Here is a 16,740-nt window from a genome sequence, read left to right as displayed (position 1 = left end):
CCGGGCCGGCCGCCCGCGCGGCGGGGGCCCTTCCAGTGTGCCCCGCGCGGGCGGCCGGCCCGGACGGCGTGCGGTGGTCAGGGTGCGTGCCGCCAGTGCGCGGCGAGGTCGCTCCACAGGTACGCGCTCGTTTCGGCGCCCTTGAGGAGCAGGTCGAGCTCGACCTTCTCGTTGGGGGCGTGCCAGCCGTCGGACGGGACGGAGATGCCGAGGAAGAGCACGGGTGCGCCGAGGACGTCCTGCAGGTCGGCGGCCGGGCCGGAGCCGCCCTCGCGGGTGAAGCGGACGGGTTTCTCGAAGGCGCGGCCCATCGCCCGGGCCACGGACCGCAGGGCCGGGTGGTCCAGCGGCGTCAGGCACGGGCGTGTGGCGGGGCGGAAGGAGATCTCGCAGCGGATGCCCTCGGGCAGCTGTCCGGGCGCCCAGGCGAGGACGGCCTTCTGCACGTGCTCCGGGTCCTGGCCGGCGACCAGCCGGAAGGACAGCTTCACCATGGCGGAGGACGGGATGATCGTCTTGCTGCCGGGGCCCTGGTAGCCGCCGCCGATGCCGTTGACCTCCGCGGTGGGACGGGCCCAGATGCGTTCCAGCGTGCTGTATCCGGCCTCGCCCAGGGTGCCGTGGGACTTGGCGGTGCGCAGCCACCGGTGTTCGTCGAAGGGCAGCTCGGCGAAGAGCTCGCGCTCGCGGTCGGTGAGCTCGACGACGCCGTCGTAGAAGCCGGGGATCGCCACGCGCGCGTGCTCGTCGTGCAGGGCGGCGACCAGGCGGGCGGCGGCGGTGGCCGGGTTGGGGACCGCGCCGCCGAAGGAGCCGGAGTGGATGTCCTGGTCGGGGCCGTACAGCCGGATCTCGCACTCGGCGAGGCCGCGCATGCCGGTGCACACGGTGGGGGTGTCCTCGGACCACATGCCGGTGTCGGAGACGATCACGGCGTCGGCGGCGAGCCGGTCGGCGTGCTGTTCGACGAGCGCCCGGAAGTGGGGGGACCCGGACTCCTCCTCACCCTCGATCAGGAGCTTCAGGTGGACGGCCGGGGTGGTGCGGCCGGTGGTGGCGAGGTGGGCCCGGACACCGAGTGTGTGGAAGAACACCTGGCCCTTGTCGTCGGCCGCTCCGCGCGCGTACAGGCGGTTCCCCCGCACGACGGGCTCGAAGGGCTCGCTGTCCCAGCCGTCCTCGCGGGCGGCCGGCTGGACGTCGTGGTGGCCGTAGACCAGCACCGTGGGCGCGTCGGGGTCGTCGCTGGGCCACTCGGCGTAGACGGCCGGGGCGCCCGGGGTCTGCCAGACCTCGGCGGTCGGGAAGCCGGTCCTGCGAAGTTCGGCGGCGAGCCAGTCGGCGCTGCGGCGCACGTCGGGCGCGTGGTCGGGCCGGGCCGACACGGAGGGGATGCGCAGCCATGCGGTGAGGTCGTCGAGGAAGGCGGAGCGGTGCTGTGCGATGTACGTGCGGACGGCGCTGACGGCACTGTCAACGGGCTGGCTCATACTCACGAGCCTATCGGCCCGCGCCGGTGTCCTCGGAGTGCGGTATCTCACCGGGCACCTCGTCGGACGGATCCGGGAGCAGCAGCCGCTCCAGCGCGGCCCGGTCGGGCAGGGGGTCGGGGCGTTCGACCTCGCCGGTGCGCACGTACAGGAAAGCGGCGCCGACGGATTCCGGGGGGACGCCCTGCTGTTCGGCCCAGGCGAGCCGGTACACGGCGAGCTGGAGCGGGTCGGCGGTACGGGCGCGGCCGGTCTTCCAGTCGACGATCTCGTACCTCACCCCGTCCCCGTCGCCCTCCTTGTAGACGGCGTCGATGCGACCCCGGACGACGCGTCCGGCGATCGACAGCTGGAAGGGGGCCTCCACGCGGTAGGGGGTCCGGTGGGCGTACTCGGTGCGTTCGAAGGCGTCCTTGAGGGCCTGGAGGTCGCGCTCGTCGGCGATCTCGGCCGTGCTGCCGGGCAGCTCGTCCGGCTCCAGCATGGGCAGGGTGAGTTCCTCGAAACGGGCCTCGACCCAGGCGTGGAAGCGGGTGCCGCGGCGTGCGGCGGGCTGCGGCGGGCGGGGCATGGGGCGGGCCAGTTCCCGCGCGAAGCCGTCCGGGTCGGCGGCCAGGCGCATCAGCTCGGAGGCGGTGAGCGAGGCGGGCAGCAGGACCTCGGTGACGCTCGCACGGGTGTGCAGCAGTTCTCCGGCGAGGGCGTCGAGGTCGCGGTCCCAGGAGGCGACGGTGCGGGCCTCCTCCGGGGTGAGCCGGGGTGCTCCGGTCTCCTCGGCGGAGCGGGGCCGCGGGGTGCCGCCGGGCCGTCCCGCCTCCTCCGCGGGGGCCGGGTGCGGGGCGCCGGCGGGGCGGGTGCCCTCCGGTGCGCCGGGGTCCGCGAGGGGTCCCGCGGTGGATTCGGGGGCCGTCGCCTGGTGCGGGATGGTGGGGCGGTCGGTGGTCCAGGAGTCCCAGTCGTCCGGATCGTCGGCCGGGAAGGGGGCGTCCTCCGCGGGGAAGTCCGCGGGGAAGTCCGCGGGGAAGGCGTCCTCGTCGTCCGGTGGCGGCGGCCAGTCGGGGTCGTCGTAGGTGTCCGGGTCGTGTACGGCCGTGGGGTGGTCGTCGGGGTGGGCGGCGAGGTGGTCGAGGTGGGCGAGGACGGTCTCGGCGGCCGCGCGGCGGCGGGCGAGGGCGTCGTCGTCCAGGGGCAGGGGCCACACCCGGTCGTCGGTGACCCGGTGCAGGGCGGGGTTCTCCTCGTCCTCGGTGGGCTCGTCGGCCCACGCCTCGATCTCGCCGTACCCGGCGGCGCAGTGCTCGTGGAGGGCCTGGAGGAACGCGGAGGGGCCGCGCGGTTTCTTCTGGCTGGGCCCCCACCAGTGGCCGGAGCCGAGCAGGAGGGAGCGGGGACGGGTGAAGGTGACGTAGCCGAGGCGGAGTTCCTCGGTGTGCTGGTGCTCCTTCATCGCCTCGTGGAAGGCCTTCAGGCCCCGGGAGTCCCAGGAGGTGACGTCGGGCAGGGTGTCGGCGTCGCCGCGCAGCGCGTGCGGCAGCACCTTGCCCTGGGCGGTCCACTTCTCGCGGCCCTGGCCGCTGGGGAAGGTGCCCGTGACCAGTCCGGGGACGGCCACGACGTCCCACTCCAGGCCCTTGGACTTGTGCGCGGTGAGCACCTTGACGGTGTTCTCGCCGCCGGGCAGGGCGTTGTCGAGGCCCTTCTCGTACTGGGCGGCGGTGCGCAGGAAACCGAGGAAGGCGAGCAGGGTGGCCTCGTTGTCGCCGGCGGCGAAGGAGGCGGCGACGTCGAGGAAGTTGGACAGGGTCTCCCGTCGGCGGGCGGCCAGGGCGTGCGGGGACGCCGACAGTTCGACCTCCAGGCCGGTGACGGCGAGCACGCGGTGCAGGACGTCCATGAGCGGGTCGGCCAGACAGCGGCGCAGGTCGCGCAGTTCGGCGGCCAGGCGTGCGAAGCGCACGCGCGCGTCGGGCGAGAAGGGCAGCCCGTCGTCCCCCCGGTCCTCCAGGGGTGTCTCCAGGAACGTGTCGAGGGCGTCGGCGAGCGAGGTCACCTCCGACGGGTCGACGCCCTCGACGGCCTCGGCGAGCCGCCGGTCGGGGTCGTCGTCCCGCACGCGTGCGGAGGACACCAGCAGCCGTGCGCGGCGCCCCAGCAGGGCGAGGTCGCGCGGGCCGATGCGCCAGCGCGGGCCGGTCAGCAGTCGTACGAGGGAGGCGTTGGCGCCGGGGTCCTGGAGGACCTCGCAGACGGCGACGAGGTCGGCGATCTCGGGCAGGTGCAGCAGCCCGGACAGGCCGACCACCTCGACGGGGACGTCCCGGGCCACCAGCGCGCCCTGGATCTCGGCGAAGTCGGTCGCCGTGCGGCAGAGCACGGCGATCTCGCCGGGCGCCTTCCCGGTGCGCACCAGGTGGGCGACGGAGTCGGCGACCCAGTCGATCTCCTCGGCGTGGGTGCGCAGCAGGGCGCAGCGCACGATGCCGTCGCGTTCGGCGCCGGGGGCCGGGCGGAGGGCCTCCACGCCCTCGTGCCGGGCGCGCAGGGGTTCGGCGAGGCCGTTGGCGAGGTCCAGCAGACGGCCGCCGCTGCGGCGGTTCTCGCTGAGCGACTGGCGGGTGGCGGGGCGGCCGTCGGCGTGGGCGAAGTGCTCGGGGAAGTCGTCGAGGTTGGCGACGGAGGCGCCGCGCCAGCCGTAGATCGCCTGGCAGGGGTCGCCGACGGCGGTCACCGGGTGGCCGGTGCCGTGGCCGAAGAGGCCGGCCAGCAGGACGCGCTGGGCGACCGAGGTGTCCTGGTACTCGTCGAGGAGGACGACGTGGAACTCGTCGCGCAGGGCGCGGCCCACCTCGGGGACCGCGGCGAGCCGGGCCGAGAGGGCGATCTGGTCGCCGAAGTCGAGCAGGTCGCGTTCGCGTTTGGCGGCCCGGTAGCGCAGCACGAGGTCGGCGAGCTCGCGCCGTGCGGCGGCCGCTTCGGGGACCTTGCGCAGCTCGGCGTTGGTGAGTCTGGTGTTCTCCAGGGTGCGCAGCAGTTCGGCGTCGTGGGCGCGCAGGTCCTCGGGGCGCACGAGGTGCTCGGCGAGTTCGGCGTCGAGGGCGAGGAGGTCCCCGACCAGGTCGGGGAAGGAGCGGGTGAGGGCCGGATAGGGGCCGGGGGCCTCGCGCAGCACCCGTGCGGCGAGCTGGTAGCGGGTGGCGTCGGCGAGCAGGCGGGAGGACGGCTCCAGGCCGATGCGCAGGCCGTGGTCGGTCAGGAGGCGGCCCGCGAAGGCGTGGTAGGTGGAGATCACCGGCTCGCCCGGTGGGTTGTCCGGATCGATGACGTCCGGATCGGTGACGCCGGCCTTGATCAGCGCCTTGCGGACGCGTTCGGCGAGTTCACCGGCGGCCTTGTTGGTGAAGGTGAGGCCGAGCACCTGTTCGGGGGCGACCCGGCCGGTGCCGACCAGCCACACCACGCGGGCCGCCATCACCGTGGTCTTGCCCGATCCGGCTCCGGCCACGATCACCTGCGGGGCGGGCGGCGCGGTGATGCAGGCCGTCTGCTCCGGGGTGAACGGGATGCCGAGGAGTTCCTTGAGCTGATCGGGGTCGGTGATGCGAGCGGGCACACGCAGAGGCTAGCCGCGGGTACCGACACCGGACGCCGAAGCACGCCCCGAGGCGGAGAAACCGCAGCTCGGCACGGGGGGTGCGATGCGTCACGCCGGTCACTCGACCACGTGCCGGCCCTCGGGCCGGGCGCTGCAGGAGGCGCGGAAGGCGCAGTGGGCGCAGTGCTGGCCGGTGGTCGGGGTGAACCGTTCGTCGAGGACCTTGCCGGCGGCCGTGGCCAGCAGGTCGCCGACCCACTCCCCTTCCAGCGGCTGCTGGGCCTGCACCTTGGGCAGGGTCTCGCCGCCGTCCCGCACGGCGGCCCCCTGGCGCAGCTGGACGAGTTCGGCGCCGCCGGGTTCGGGGCGCGCCCCGCCGAAGACCTCGTCGACGGCTCCCTCGCGCACGGCGAGCTGGTAGACGGCGAGCTGGGGGTGGCGGGCCACCTCGGCGGAGCTGGGCGCCTGCTTGCCGGTCTTGAAGTCGACGACGTAGGCGCGGCCGTCGCCGTCGGTCTCGACGCGGTCCATCTGGCCGCGGATGCGGACCTGGTAGTCGCCCGCTTCCAGGGTGACGTCGAAGTCGTGCTCGCCGGCCACCGGGGTGCGTCCGGCGCGGTCCATGACGTGCCACTTCAGGAAGCGTTCGAGCGCGACGCGCGCGTTCTCCTTCTCCTGCGCCGACTTCCACGGCGCGTCGAAGGCCAGCGCGTTCCACACGGAGTCGAGGCGTTCCATGAGGACGTCGAGATCGGCCGGGGTGTGTCCGGAGGCCACCTCGTCGGCCAGGGCGTGCACCACGTTGCCGAAGCCCTGGGCAGCGGTCGCGGGGGCGTCGGCCTTCACCTCGCGGCCCAGGAACCACTGCAGGGCGCAGGTGTGGGCGAGCTGCTCGAGGGCGCTGCCGGAGAGCACGACGGGCTGGTCGCGGTTCCGCAGCGGCACCCTGGACTCGGTCGGCTCGAACATGCCCCACCAGCGGTAGGGGTGCGCGGCCGGGACGAGCGGGCGGCCGTCGTCGTCGGCGAGGGCCGCGAGCCGGGCCAGCCGGTGGGCCGCGGCCCGGCGCAGGGCGTCCGAGGCGCGCGGGTCGACCGTGGTGGCGCGCAGTTCGGCGACGAGCGCGGCCACGGACAGGGGGCGGCGCGGGCGCCCGGTGACGTCCCGGGGTTCGACGCCGAGCTCGGTCAGGAACCGGGAGGGCTGGTCGCCGTCGTCCGCGGGCGCCTTCACGGCCGTCACGACCAGGCGTTCCCGTGCGCGCGTGGCGGCCACGTAGAACAGGCGGCGCTCCTCGGCGAGCAGGGCGCCCGGGGTGAGGGGTTCGGCGAGTCCGTCGCGGCCGATGCGGTCGGCCTCCAGCAGGGAGCCGCGCCGGCGCAGGTCCGGCCACAGGCCCTCCTGGACGCCGGCCACGACGACCAGGTTCCACTCCAGGCCCTTGGAGCGGTGCGCGGTCATCAGGCGCACCGCGTCGGGGCGCACGGCGCGCCGCGTGAGGGTGTCGGCGGCGATGTCCTCGGCCTCGATCTCCTCCAGGAAGTTCAGGGCGCCGCGGCCACCGGTGCGCTCCTCCGCACGGGCCGCGGTCGCGAACAGCGCGCACACGGCGTCGAGGTCCCGGTCGGCGTTGCGTCCGGCCGCGCCGCCGCGCCGGGCGGCGCGCTCCAGGCGCTGGGGCCACGGTGTGCCGTCCCACAGGTCCCACAGGGCCTCCTCGGCCGTGCCGCCGCCGGCCAGACGCTCCCGGGCCTTGCGCAGCAGCGCGCCGAGGCGCTGGGCGCCCCGCGCGTACGCGGGGTCGTGCACGGTCAGCCGCTCCGGCTCGGCCAGCGCCCGCGCGAGCAGTTCGTCCGAGGGCGGCGGCAGCGGGTTGCCCGCGGCCCGCTCCTCCTCGCGCAGGGCCCGGCCGAGGCGGCGCAGATCGGCGGCGTCCATGCCGGCGAGGGGGGAGGTGAGCAGGGTGCGGGCGGTCTCGGTGTCGAGCCAGCACGGCTCCGGCCCTTCGCCGGTGCCGGCCCCGGGACGTTCCTCGTCCGCTCCGGGAGCGGGACGCTCCTCGGCCGCTCCGGCACCGGGAGGGTCCTCCTCCGCTCCGGGGCCGGGGCGGTCCTCGTCCGCCGCGGCTTCGCCGGCCGCCTCTTCCGCGGCCGTCCGGGCGGCCCCGGGTACGGCCCCGGCGCCCCGGCCACGGCCCTCGGCCGCCGCCGTCGCCACCGCCCGCAGGGCCGTCAGCAGCGGGGCCACCGCCGGCTCGTGGCGCAGGGGCAGGTCGTCGCCGTCGACGTCCACGGGGACGCCCGCCGACGTGAGCGCGCGGCGGACCGCGGGGAGGGTGCGGGAGCCGGCGCGCACCAGGACGGCCATGTCCCTCCAGGGGAGGCCGTCCTCCAGGTGGGCCCGGCGCAGGATGTCGGCGATGTTGTCCAGCTCGGTGCCGGGCGTCGGGTAGGTGTACACCTCGACCCGGCCGCCCTCCCGCGCGGCCGTCAGCTCCCGGTGGGCGCGGACCTTCTCGGCGGGCAGGCGGGACAGCGGCATGCGCTGGGTCACCAGCCGGGTGGCGGCCAGCAGGGCGGCGCCGGAGCGGCGCGAGGTGCGCAGCACCCCGACCGGGGCCGGGCGGCCGTCCGCGCGGCGGAACGCGTACGGGAACTCCAGGATGCCGTTGACGTCCGCGCCGCGGAAGGCGTAGATCGACTGGTCGGGGTCGCCGAAGGCGACGAGGGTGCGCCCGCCGCCGGCCAGGGCGCGCAGCAGCCGCACCTGGGCCGGGTCGGTGTCCTGGTACTCGTCGACGTAGACGGCGTCGTACCGCGCGGTGAGCTGCCGGGCGGTCTCGGGACGGCGGGCGAGGAGCACCGCGCGGTGGACCAGTTCGGCGTAGTCGAGCACGCCCTGGAGGTCGAGGACGTCGAGGTACTCGGCGAGGAAGGCGGAGGCGGCGCGCCAGTCGGGGCGTCCGATGCGGCGGGCGAAGGCGTTCAGGGCCTCGGGGTCGAGACCGAGTTCCCGGCTGCGGGCGAGCACCGCGCGGACCTCGTCGGCGAAACCGCGGGTGGTCAGGCAGGCGCGCAGTTCGTCCGGCCAGCGCACGTGGGCGAGGCCGAGCCGTTCCAGATCGGCCTGGCCGGCGAGCAGTTCCCGGACGGTGACGTCCTGCTCGGGGCCCGACAGCAGCCGCAGCGGTTCCACGAAGAGGTCGCTGTCCTGGTGGGCGCGGATCAGGGCGTAGCAGAACGAGTGGAACGTGGTCGCCTGCGGGGCCCGCGCGGCACCCATGCGCAGGGCCATGCGGTCGCGCAGCTCGACGGCCGCCCTGCGGCTGAACGTCAGCACCAGGACGCGCTCGGGGTCCCCGCCGCGGGCGATCCGCGCGGCCACGGACTCGACGAGCGTGGTGGTCTTGCCGGTGCCCGGACCTGCGAGAACGAGCAGCGGTCCGGTCTCGTGGTCAACCACGGAGCGCTGCGCGGCGTCCAGTCGAGGGGGATTCACGCGGGTCGGCGGGGTACGGACCAGTCGATGAGCGCCACGGCTCCCCCGCCGCACCTGGGGGTGCGACAGGCCGCTGGTGGAGGAAGAGGAGCTCACGTGGTTCGCCGGTCCTGGTGGGTGTGCGGTGGGGCGGTCCGCCGCGTGTGGAGGGCGGTGGACCCGGGGGTGGAGGGGATGCGCGCGGCCGACGCTACGCCGCCGAAAAGCGCGGAAGCAGGACTTCCGCTTCTTCTCTCGCGGCACGCACGGCACATCCGCCCCTCCGCCCACGAACGTACGTCATGTCAGGGACGTGCCCCCTTTCCCCTTCACGGATCACGGGTCACACGGCGACGCGCGCGATGGCGGAAGCTGTCAGGTGTGACCCTCGGTGCGCCCACCGCCGTCCCACCGCGCACGTCTCATGTCGAGGCGCGGCACGTGGTCCGCCGCGGCCCGGCCCGCCTCCTTCAGGGGCGTGCCCTCCACGCGGTAGTGGCCGAGCGCCCTTTGTTCGTGACCCGGCAGCAGGACCCCGTCCGCACGGACGACGCGCCACCACGGGACGGCTCCTCCGTAGAGGGCCATCACGCGCCCGACCTGCCGGGGGCCGCCCTCGTCCAGCCACTCCGCCACGTCGCCGTACGTCATGACACGGCCCGGCGGGATCAGCTCGGCCACCTCGAGGACCCGCTCGGCGTACTCGGGCAGGGCGTGCGGGTGCTCCGGGACGGCATCGGGCGGAAGGCTCTCCTGACTCACCCGGTCCATCCTGCACCACCCCACCGACAACGCCCCGCGCCCGCGCGCGTGCGCCCGTCTCGCCCCGGGGCACCGGCTTCGGGCAGACTGTGCGGCCCGCATATGGACCCTGATGCCCCCTTGTGCCGGTACGGCATGCCACCATCGTGCGGGCGGTGACTGGTGATACGAGACCAAGAAGAGACGATGAAGCAGCAGGGCGCACACCCCGGGAACACGGGGGGCACCCCTGACGCCTCGTCGCACCCGGACACCGCGAACGCCGACACGCAGGACGCCGAGACGAAGGGCGCCGGCACCGGGGCGGCCGGGAAGAAGGCCGCTCTGGACACCGACGGCACCGACGACGCCGACACGGCGTACATCGACGAGGTCGAGGGCGACGAGCCCCTGCTCCCCGCACGGGTGCACCGCCCGTCCGACCTCATGCGGCTCCTCGTGGGCGTCCTCGCCGTCGTGGTGCTGCTGGCGATCGCCGCGTTCGCCCACGGCACCACCTCGGGCCTGGAACAGGACATCACCAAGGGCACCGGGCAGGCGCCCGACCTGCTCATCAAGATCGCGGGTCTGGCCTCCAGCATCGCGATCCTCCTGGTGCCGGTCGCCTTCGCCATCGAACGCCTGATCAAACGGGACGGGCTGCGGATCGCCGACGGCGTGCTCGCCGCCGTGCTCGCGCACGGCGTGACACTCGCCACGGACCTGTGGGTCGCGCGGGCCGCCCCCGACTCGATCCAGGAGGCGCTCACCCAGCCCTCCCCCGGCGACATCCACGCCCTGACCGATCCGGTGCACGGCTATCTGGCCCCGGTCATCGCGTACATGACGGCCGTCGGCATGTCCCGCAGACCCAAATGGCGCGCGGTGCTGTGGGTGGTCCTGCTCCTCGACGCCTTCTCCATGCTCGTCACCGGGTACACCACCCCGTTCTCGATCATCCTGACGGTGCTGATCGGCTGGACCGTCGCCTACGGCACCCTCTACGCGGTCGGCTCGCCCAATGTGCGCCCCACCGGCCGGACCCTGATGGCGGGCCTGCGGACCGTCGGGTTCCACCCGGTGAGCGCGTCCCGCGTGGAGTCCGGCGACGCCCCCGAGACCGGGGACCGGGGACGCCGGTACTTCGTCACCCTGGAGGACGGTCCGCCGCTGGACGTGACGGTGGTCGACCGCGAGCAGCAGGCGCAGGGCTTCTTCTACCGCGCGTGGCGCAACCTGACCCTGCGCGGCTTCGCCACCCGCAGCAGCCTCCAGTCGCTGCGCCAGGCCCTGGAGCAGGAGGCGCTGCTGGCGTACGCGGCCATCGCGGCCGGCGCCGACGCGCCCAAGCTGATCGCGACCTCCGAGCTCGGCCCCGACGCGGTCATGCTCGTCTACGAGCACACCGGCGGGCGCACCCTCGACTCACTGGCGGACGAGGAGATCACCGACGAACTGCTGCGCGACGCCTGGCACCAGGTACGGGCGCTGCAGTCCCGCCGCATCGCGCACCGCAGGCTGGTGGGCGACGCGATCCTGGTGGACCGCTCCGGCACGGTGATCCTCACCGACCTGCGCGCCGGCGAGATCGCGGCCGGCGATCTGCTGCTGCGCATGGACGTCTCCCAGCTGCTCGTGACGCTGGGCCTCAGGGTGGGCGCCGAACGGGCGGTGGCATCCGCGCTGAGCGTCCTCGGCCCCGACGCCGTGGCGGACTGCCTGCCGATGCTCCAGCCCATCGCGCTGAGCCGCTCCACGCGGGCGACCCTGCGCAGGCTCGCCCGGGAACGGGCGGAGCGCGAGCGCGAGGCGGTCCTGGAGGCCTCCCGGCAGTCCCGCCTGCTCCGCGCGGAGCAGGCCGCCGCCGGCGAGACCGACCGGCCCGTGCTCGAGAAGCCCGACAAGAAAGCCGTGCGCGCGGAGCAGCGGGCCGAGAAGCGGGCCATCGACGAGGCCCTGGAGGAGGCACGCGAGGAGGACCTCCTCACCCAGATCCGGCACGAGGTGCTGCGGATCAGGCCGCAGGCCCCGGTCGAACCGGCCCGCCTGGAGCGGGTGCGGCCGCGCACGCTGATCAGTTTCATCGCCGGCGCGATCGGCGCGTACTTCCTGCTGACCCAGCTCGCCCACATCGAGTTCGGGCCGTTGATCGCAGGCGCCGAGTGGGGATGGGTGGCCGCGGCCGTGCTGTTCTCGGCGGGCAGCTACTTCGCGGCCGCCCTGGCGCTGCTGGGGTTCGTGCCGGAGCGGGTGCCGTTCCTGCGGACGGTGGCGGCACAGGTCGCCGGGTCGTTCGTGAAGATCGTCGCCCCGGCGGCGGTGGGCGGTGTGGCCCTGAACACGCGCTTCCTCCAGCGCGCGGGGGTACGGCCGGGGCTCGCGGTGGCGAGTGTCGGCGCGTCCCAGCTGTTCGGGCTGGGCTGTCACATCCTGATGCTGCTGTCCTTCGGCTATCTGACCGGCACCGAGAAGACGCCCTCCCTGTCGCCGTCCCGCACGGTCATCGCGGGTCTGCTGACGGTGGCGGTGCTGGTGCTGGTGGTGACCTCGGTGCCGTTCCTGCGGAAGTTCCTCGTCACGCGTGTGCGGTCGCTCTTCGCCGGAGTCGTGCCGCGCATGCTCGACGTCCTGCAGCGGCCGCAGAAGCTGGCCACCGGCATCGGCGGCATGCTGCTACTCACCGCCTGCTTCGTGATGTGCCTGGACGCCTCGATCCGGGCGTTCGGCGACGACACGGTCTCGATCAGCATCGCCAGTGTCGCCGTCGTCTTCCTCGCGGGCAACGCGCTGGGCTCGGCGGCGCCGACGCCGGGCGGGGTGGGCGCGGTCGAGGCGACCCTGACGGTCGGCCTGATCGCCGTCGGGCTCCCCAAGGAGGTCGCCGCGCCGGCGGTGCTGCTGTTCCGGCTGCTGACGCTGTGGCTGCCGGTCCTGCCGGGGTGGCTGGCCTTCAACCACCTCACGCGCAAGGAAGCGCTGTAGGGGCGGTCGCAGGAGCGCACGGGCAGCGGAGGCACGCCCCCGGAACCGGTCCCGGCCCCTCCCTCGTACGGCCCGTGTCCCGCGCGTCCCGCCCCGAACCGCCGCAGGATGGGGGCATGTCCCCTCCTTTCCGCCTGCGTGCCGCCGCCCTGACCGCCGGCGCCGTCCTGCTGCCCGCGCTGCTGGCGGGCTGCGGTGCGGACGCCGAGGACGGGAGCGCGGACCTGACGAAGCAGGAACTCGCCTGGCAGGCCTGCCCGGCCCCCTCCGAGGCACAGGGCGGGGGCCCCGCCCCTTCGCCCCTGCCGGGCGGAACCGAGTGGCAGTGCGCCACCATGAAGGTGCCCCTGGACTGGGACGAGCCCGAGGGCGACACCATCGGCCTCGCGCTGATCCGGGCGAGGACGAGCGGGAAGGCGAGCGAGCGCATCGGATCCCTGATCTTCAACTTCGGTGGCCCGGGCGGCTCCGGCGTCACCGCGCTCCCCGCGTTCGGCGAGGACTACGCGACCCTGCGCACCCGCTACGACCTGGTGAGCTTCGATCCCCGCGGAGTCGGCCGCAGCGCGCCCGTGATCTGCGAGAACAACCAGCAGCTCGACGCGTACTTCCAGCAGGACGCGACCCCCGACGACGGCGCCGAGCGGGCCGAGCTCCTGGACAACACCAAGGGATTCAACGCGGCCTGCGAGAAGAACTCCGCACGGGTCCTGCCGCACGTGCGCACCACCGAAACCGCCCGCGACCTCGACCTGATGCGCCAGGTCCTCGGCGACGACGAGCTGCACTACTTCGGCATCTCCTACGGCACCGAACTCGGCGGCGTCTACGCCCACCTGTTCCCGAAGAAGGTGGGCCGGGCGGTGTTCGACGCGGTCGTCGACCCCACGCAGAACCCGGAGCAGGGCTCGCTCGGGCAGGCACGGGGCTTCCAGCTCGCGCTCGACAACTACGCCGAGCACTGCGTCTCCCAGGTCGAGGACTGTCCCGTCGGCGACAGCGCACAGGACGTGAAGGACCGTATCGCCACGTTCCTGAAGGACCTCGACGCCGAGCCGATCCCCGGCATCGCCCCGCGCGAGCTGACCCAGACCGCGGCGACCGGCGGTATCGCCCAGGCCCTGTACTCGCAGGACCTCTGGGGGTTCCTCACCGACGGTCTCGAAGAGGCCTACAACGGCGACGGGACGATCCTGATGGTGCTGTCCGACTCGCTGAACGGGCGCAACCAGGACGGCGAGTACAGCAACCTCGTCCCCGCCAACGTCTCCATCAACTGCGCCGACGACAAGCCCCGTTACAGCACCGAGGACGTGGAGCGCAGTCTGCCCGAGTTCCGGGCCGCGTCCGAGCTGTTCGGCGAGTACCTGGCGTGGGGGCTGATCGGCTGCACCGACTGGGCGGTTCCGGGGGCCGTCGACCATCCCGAGGTGAGCGCCCCCGGCGCGGCCCCGATCCTGGTGATCGGCAACACCGGCGACCCCGCCACGCCGTACGAGGGGGCGCACAGGATGGCGCAGGCGCTGGGTGAGGGGGTCGGTGTCGAGCTGACGTACGAGGGGCAGGGACACGGGGCCTACGACAGCAAGAACCGGTGCGTGCAGGACGCGGTGCACGGCTATCTCCTGGACGGAGAGGTGCCGAGGGCCGGCACCGTCTGCTCCGAGCAGGCACCGAACCACTCCTGAGCAGGCACCGGACTGCAGAACCACAGGTCAGAGCGTTATCCACAGAGCGCCCCGGCAGGAGGCGGGTCTGCCTACCATGGCGTGACCGCCATCCGCGGCACGGTGCGGACGGCCAGGCGAGGGGGGAAGCGTCACATGACGCGCATCACACGGTGGGCGGCTCTGACGGCCGCCGCCGCACTGCTGACGGCGGGCTGCAGCGGCGGCCCGTCCGGTGACGACGGCGAGAACGACGGCAGGAGCGGCAACAAGAACGACGGGACGGCGCTCGACTGGGGACGCTGCAAGGCCTCGGGGGGCGCCCCCGCCCCGGGTGGCGACTGGCAGTGCGCCACGCTCCGGGTGCCGCTGGACTGGTCGGAGCCCGACGGTGCCACGATCGGGCTGGCGCTGATCCGGGCGAAGGCCACGGGGGACGACCGCCTCGGCTCGCTGCTGTTCAACTTCGGCGGCCCGGGCGGCTCGGGCGTGTCCATGATGCCGTCCTACGCCGGCACCGTCGCCGAGTTGCGCGAGCGGTACGACCTGGTGAGCTGGGATCCGCGCGGCGTGGCCGCCAGCGAGGGCGTCCGCTGCCGGAGCGACCGGGAGATCCAGGCGGCCGAATCGTCGGTGGACGGCACCCCGGACACACCGGCCGAGGAGCGGACGTACTTCGAGGACGCCGCCGACTTCGGCAAGGGCTGCCGGAAGGCCGCCGGGAAGCTGATGGCCCATGTGTCGACCACCGACACCGCCCGCGACATGGACCGCATCCGGCAGGTCCTCGGCGACGACAGGCTGAACTACTTCGGCATCTCCTACGGCACCGAACTCGGCGGCGTCTACGCCCACCTGTTCCCGAAGAAGGTGGGCCGGATGACGCTCGACGCGGTGGTCGACCCGAGCGCCGACACGGTGGGCCACGCCAAGAACCAGACGCGCGGCTTCCAGCTGGCGCTCGACAACTACCTGAAGTCCACCGGCCGGGACCCCGAGCAGGGATCGCGCGAGATCGCGGACCTGCTGGAACGGATCGACGCGGAACCGCTGCCGACGTCCTCGTCCGGGCGGAAGCTGACGCAGACGCTGGCCCTGACCGGCATCGTCCTGCCGCTCTACAGCCAGGCGAGCTGGCCGGCGCTGACCAGCGCGCTGCGGGCGGCGGAGGAGGGGGACGGCTCGAAGCTGCTGGCGCTGGCCGACGGCTACAACGACCGCGACGCCTCGGGTCGCTACGGCACGACGACCCACTCGCAGCGGGTCATATCGTGCCTGGACGACAAACAGCGGCCGACCGCGGCACAGGCGAGGAAGCTGCTGCCGGAGTTCGAGGAGATCTCGCCCGTCTTCGGGGCCTTTCTCGGCTGGGACACGGCCGGCTGGTGCCACGACTGGCCGGTGCCCGGGCAGCACGACACCCCGGAGGTGAGCGCGCCGGGCGCGGCCCCGATCCTGGTGATCGGCAACACCGGCGACCCGGCGACCCCGTACGAGGGCGCCCGGAGGATGGCGGACGAGCTGGGCGAGGACGTCGGTGTGGTGCTCACCTGGAAGGGCGAGGGCCACGGCGCGTACGGCAGTGGGAGCGACTGCGTCGACTCCGCGGTGAACGCGTACCTCCTGGACGGCACCGTGCCCGAGGACGGCAAGGTCTGCTCATGACGCGGGCGGGGGCCCCGGGCACCCGTGGCGCCCGGAGCCCCCGCTTCGGTTCCTGCTGCGACTCCGGCTCAGTAGACCGGCATCACGTTGCAGGCCGACGAGCTGAAGGGTTTCGACTTCCTCACCCGGAAGCAGATCGCCGAGCGCAGCATCCCTCGGCTGGCCTGACGCGTCCTCGCAGCGATCGAGGCCCGGGACGAAGCGAACCTGGTGTACCTGGAGCACGGCCTAAGACATCGTCTCATTTGGCGATTCTGCGGTAGCAGATGAGAGTACAGGCGATGGCGGTGAAGGCCAGGAAATGGTCGGCCTTGCGTTCGTAGCGGCGGTGCAGGCGGCGGCAGCCCGCGAGCCAGGACATGGTGCGCTCGATCGTCCAGCGGTGCCGGCCCAGCCGGGTGGAGGACTCGATGCCCTTGCGGGCGATGCGGTGCCGGATGCGCCGCTTGCGCAGCCATCGGCGCAGGTCGTCGTAGTCGTACCCCTTGTCGCCGTGCAGCTTGGCGGGCCGGCGCCGGCGCGGCCCGCGGCAGGACCGGATCGGCGGGATGCCCCGCACCAGCGGCTTCAGGGCCTGGCTGTCGTGCAGGTTGGCGCCGGAGATGCCGATGGACAGGGGCAGACCGGTCCGCTCGGTGATCAAGTGGACCTTCGAGCCTTTCTTGCCCCGGTCCACCGGATTCGGACCCGTCAGCTCCCCCCTTTCATCGCCCGCATGTTCACCGAGTCGATGGCGCACCGCGACCAGTCCAGCTCACCGCGCGAGCCCAGCTCGTCGAGGACCAGGCGGTGCAGCCTCGCCCAGACCCGGGCGGCGCTCCACTCGGTGAAACGCCGGTGCGCGGTCGGCCCCGACGGGCCGAAGACCGGCGGCAACTGCCGCCAGGTGCAGCCCGTGGTGGTCACGAAGATGATCGCCGCGAGCACCTCACGGTCGCCGTACCGGCGCCGCCCACCGCCCTGCGGCCGCGACGGAGCGGGCGGCACCACCCGCTGGAACAACTCCCACAATCCGTCCGGGACCAGCCGTTCCACGATCGTCATGCCTCAAGATTACGAGCCAAATGAGACGACGCCTAAGTGGGCGTTTACATAGGGCTCTTCCGGTATGCCTGCTTTACCCATG

The 16,740-nt window shown here is 73.7% G+C and carries 8 protein-coding genes; 3 read left to right on the top strand and 5 right to left on the bottom strand.

Annotated features, from left to right (window positions below):
- Nucleotides 1-77 precede the first annotated feature (77 nt).
- From B7L92_RS24370 to B7L92_RS24355, 4 genes are all read right to left on the bottom strand, one after another.
- Entirely contained in the window at nt 78-1,490 is a 1,413-nt protein-coding gene (locus tag B7L92_RS24370) for a dipeptidase (RefSeq protein ID WP_081239572.1), read from the bottom strand.
- A 10-nt stretch (nt 1,491-1,500) separates the two neighbouring features.
- Complete coding sequence (locus B7L92_RS24365) at nt 1,501-5,100, bottom strand: ATP-dependent helicase (protein WP_081239571.1); 3,600 nt, start codon at nt 5,098-5,100, stop codon at nt 1,501-1,503.
- Between the two features lie 99 nt (nt 5,101-5,199).
- On the bottom strand, nt 5,200-8,676 hold the full coding sequence (locus B7L92_RS24360; RefSeq protein ID WP_081239570.1) for an ATP-dependent helicase: 3,477 nt from the start codon (nt 8,674-8,676) through the stop codon (nt 5,200-5,202).
- Nucleotides 8,677-8,934: 258 nt separating this feature from the next.
- Nucleotides 8,935-9,321 (bottom strand): MGMT family protein, encoded by a 387-nt coding sequence (locus B7L92_RS24355; protein WP_081239569.1) that lies wholly within the window; start codon nt 9,319-9,321, stop codon nt 8,935-8,937.
- 186 nt (nt 9,322-9,507) lie between these two features.
- Here B7L92_RS24355 and B7L92_RS24350 point away from each other — a divergent pair, with 186 nt between their 5' ends.
- The 3 genes from B7L92_RS24350 (at nt 9,508) to B7L92_RS24340 (ending at nt 15,614) form a co-directional block, all read left to right on the top strand.
- The gene (locus tag B7L92_RS24350) at nt 9,508-12,282 is read left to right on the top strand and encodes a lysylphosphatidylglycerol synthase transmembrane domain-containing protein (protein WP_174704009.1); all 2,775 of its coding nucleotides are present in this window, start codon (nt 9,508-9,510) and stop codon (nt 12,280-12,282) included.
- Nucleotides 12,283-12,398: 116 nt separating this feature from the next.
- A complete protein-coding gene (locus B7L92_RS24345; protein WP_081239567.1) occupies nt 12,399-13,970 on the top strand; it encodes an alpha/beta hydrolase in 1,572 nt (523 codons plus the stop codon).
- A 135-nt stretch (nt 13,971-14,105) separates the two neighbouring features.
- Nucleotides 14,106-15,614, top strand: a complete 1,509-nt coding sequence (locus B7L92_RS24340; protein WP_081239566.1) for an alpha/beta hydrolase — start codon at nt 14,106-14,108, stop codon at nt 15,612-15,614.
- A 241-nt stretch (nt 15,615-15,855) separates the two neighbouring features.
- Here the strand turns inward: B7L92_RS24340 and B7L92_RS39665 are convergent.
- A protein-coding gene (locus tag B7L92_RS39665) for an IS5 family transposase (RefSeq protein WP_107501589.1) occupies nt 15,856-16,658 on the bottom strand; the annotation gives its coding sequence in 2 pieces (ribosomal slippage) (nt 15,856-16,310 and nt 16,310-16,658; 804 coding nt in all).
- Between the last annotated feature and the right edge of the window lie 82 nt (nt 16,659-16,740).

Origin of the sequence: Streptomyces viridosporus (assembly GCF_002078235.1) — a bacterium.
In the GTDB taxonomy this organism is placed as follows: Bacteria; Actinomycetota; Actinomycetes; order Streptomycetales; family Streptomycetaceae; genus Streptomyces; species Streptomyces viridosporus.
This window is presented reverse-complemented; position numbering and strand designations above follow the sequence as displayed.

Excerpts from the sequence above, each read along its gene's own strand:
- B7L92_RS24370 (WP_081239572.1), bottom strand. The coding sequence starts at position 1,490 with ATGAGCCAGCCCGTTGACAGTGCCGTCAGCGCCGTCCGCACGTACATC.
- B7L92_RS24350 (WP_174704009.1), top strand. The coding sequence starts at position 9,508 with ATGAAGCAGCAGGGCGCACACCCCGGGAACACGGGGGGCACCCCTGAC.
- B7L92_RS24345 (WP_081239567.1), top strand. The coding sequence starts at position 12,399 with ATGTCCCCTCCTTTCCGCCTGCGTGCCGCCGCCCTGACCGCCGGCGCC.
- B7L92_RS24340 (WP_081239566.1), top strand. The coding sequence starts at position 14,106 with ATGACGCGCATCACACGGTGGGCGGCTCTGACGGCCGCCGCCGCACTG.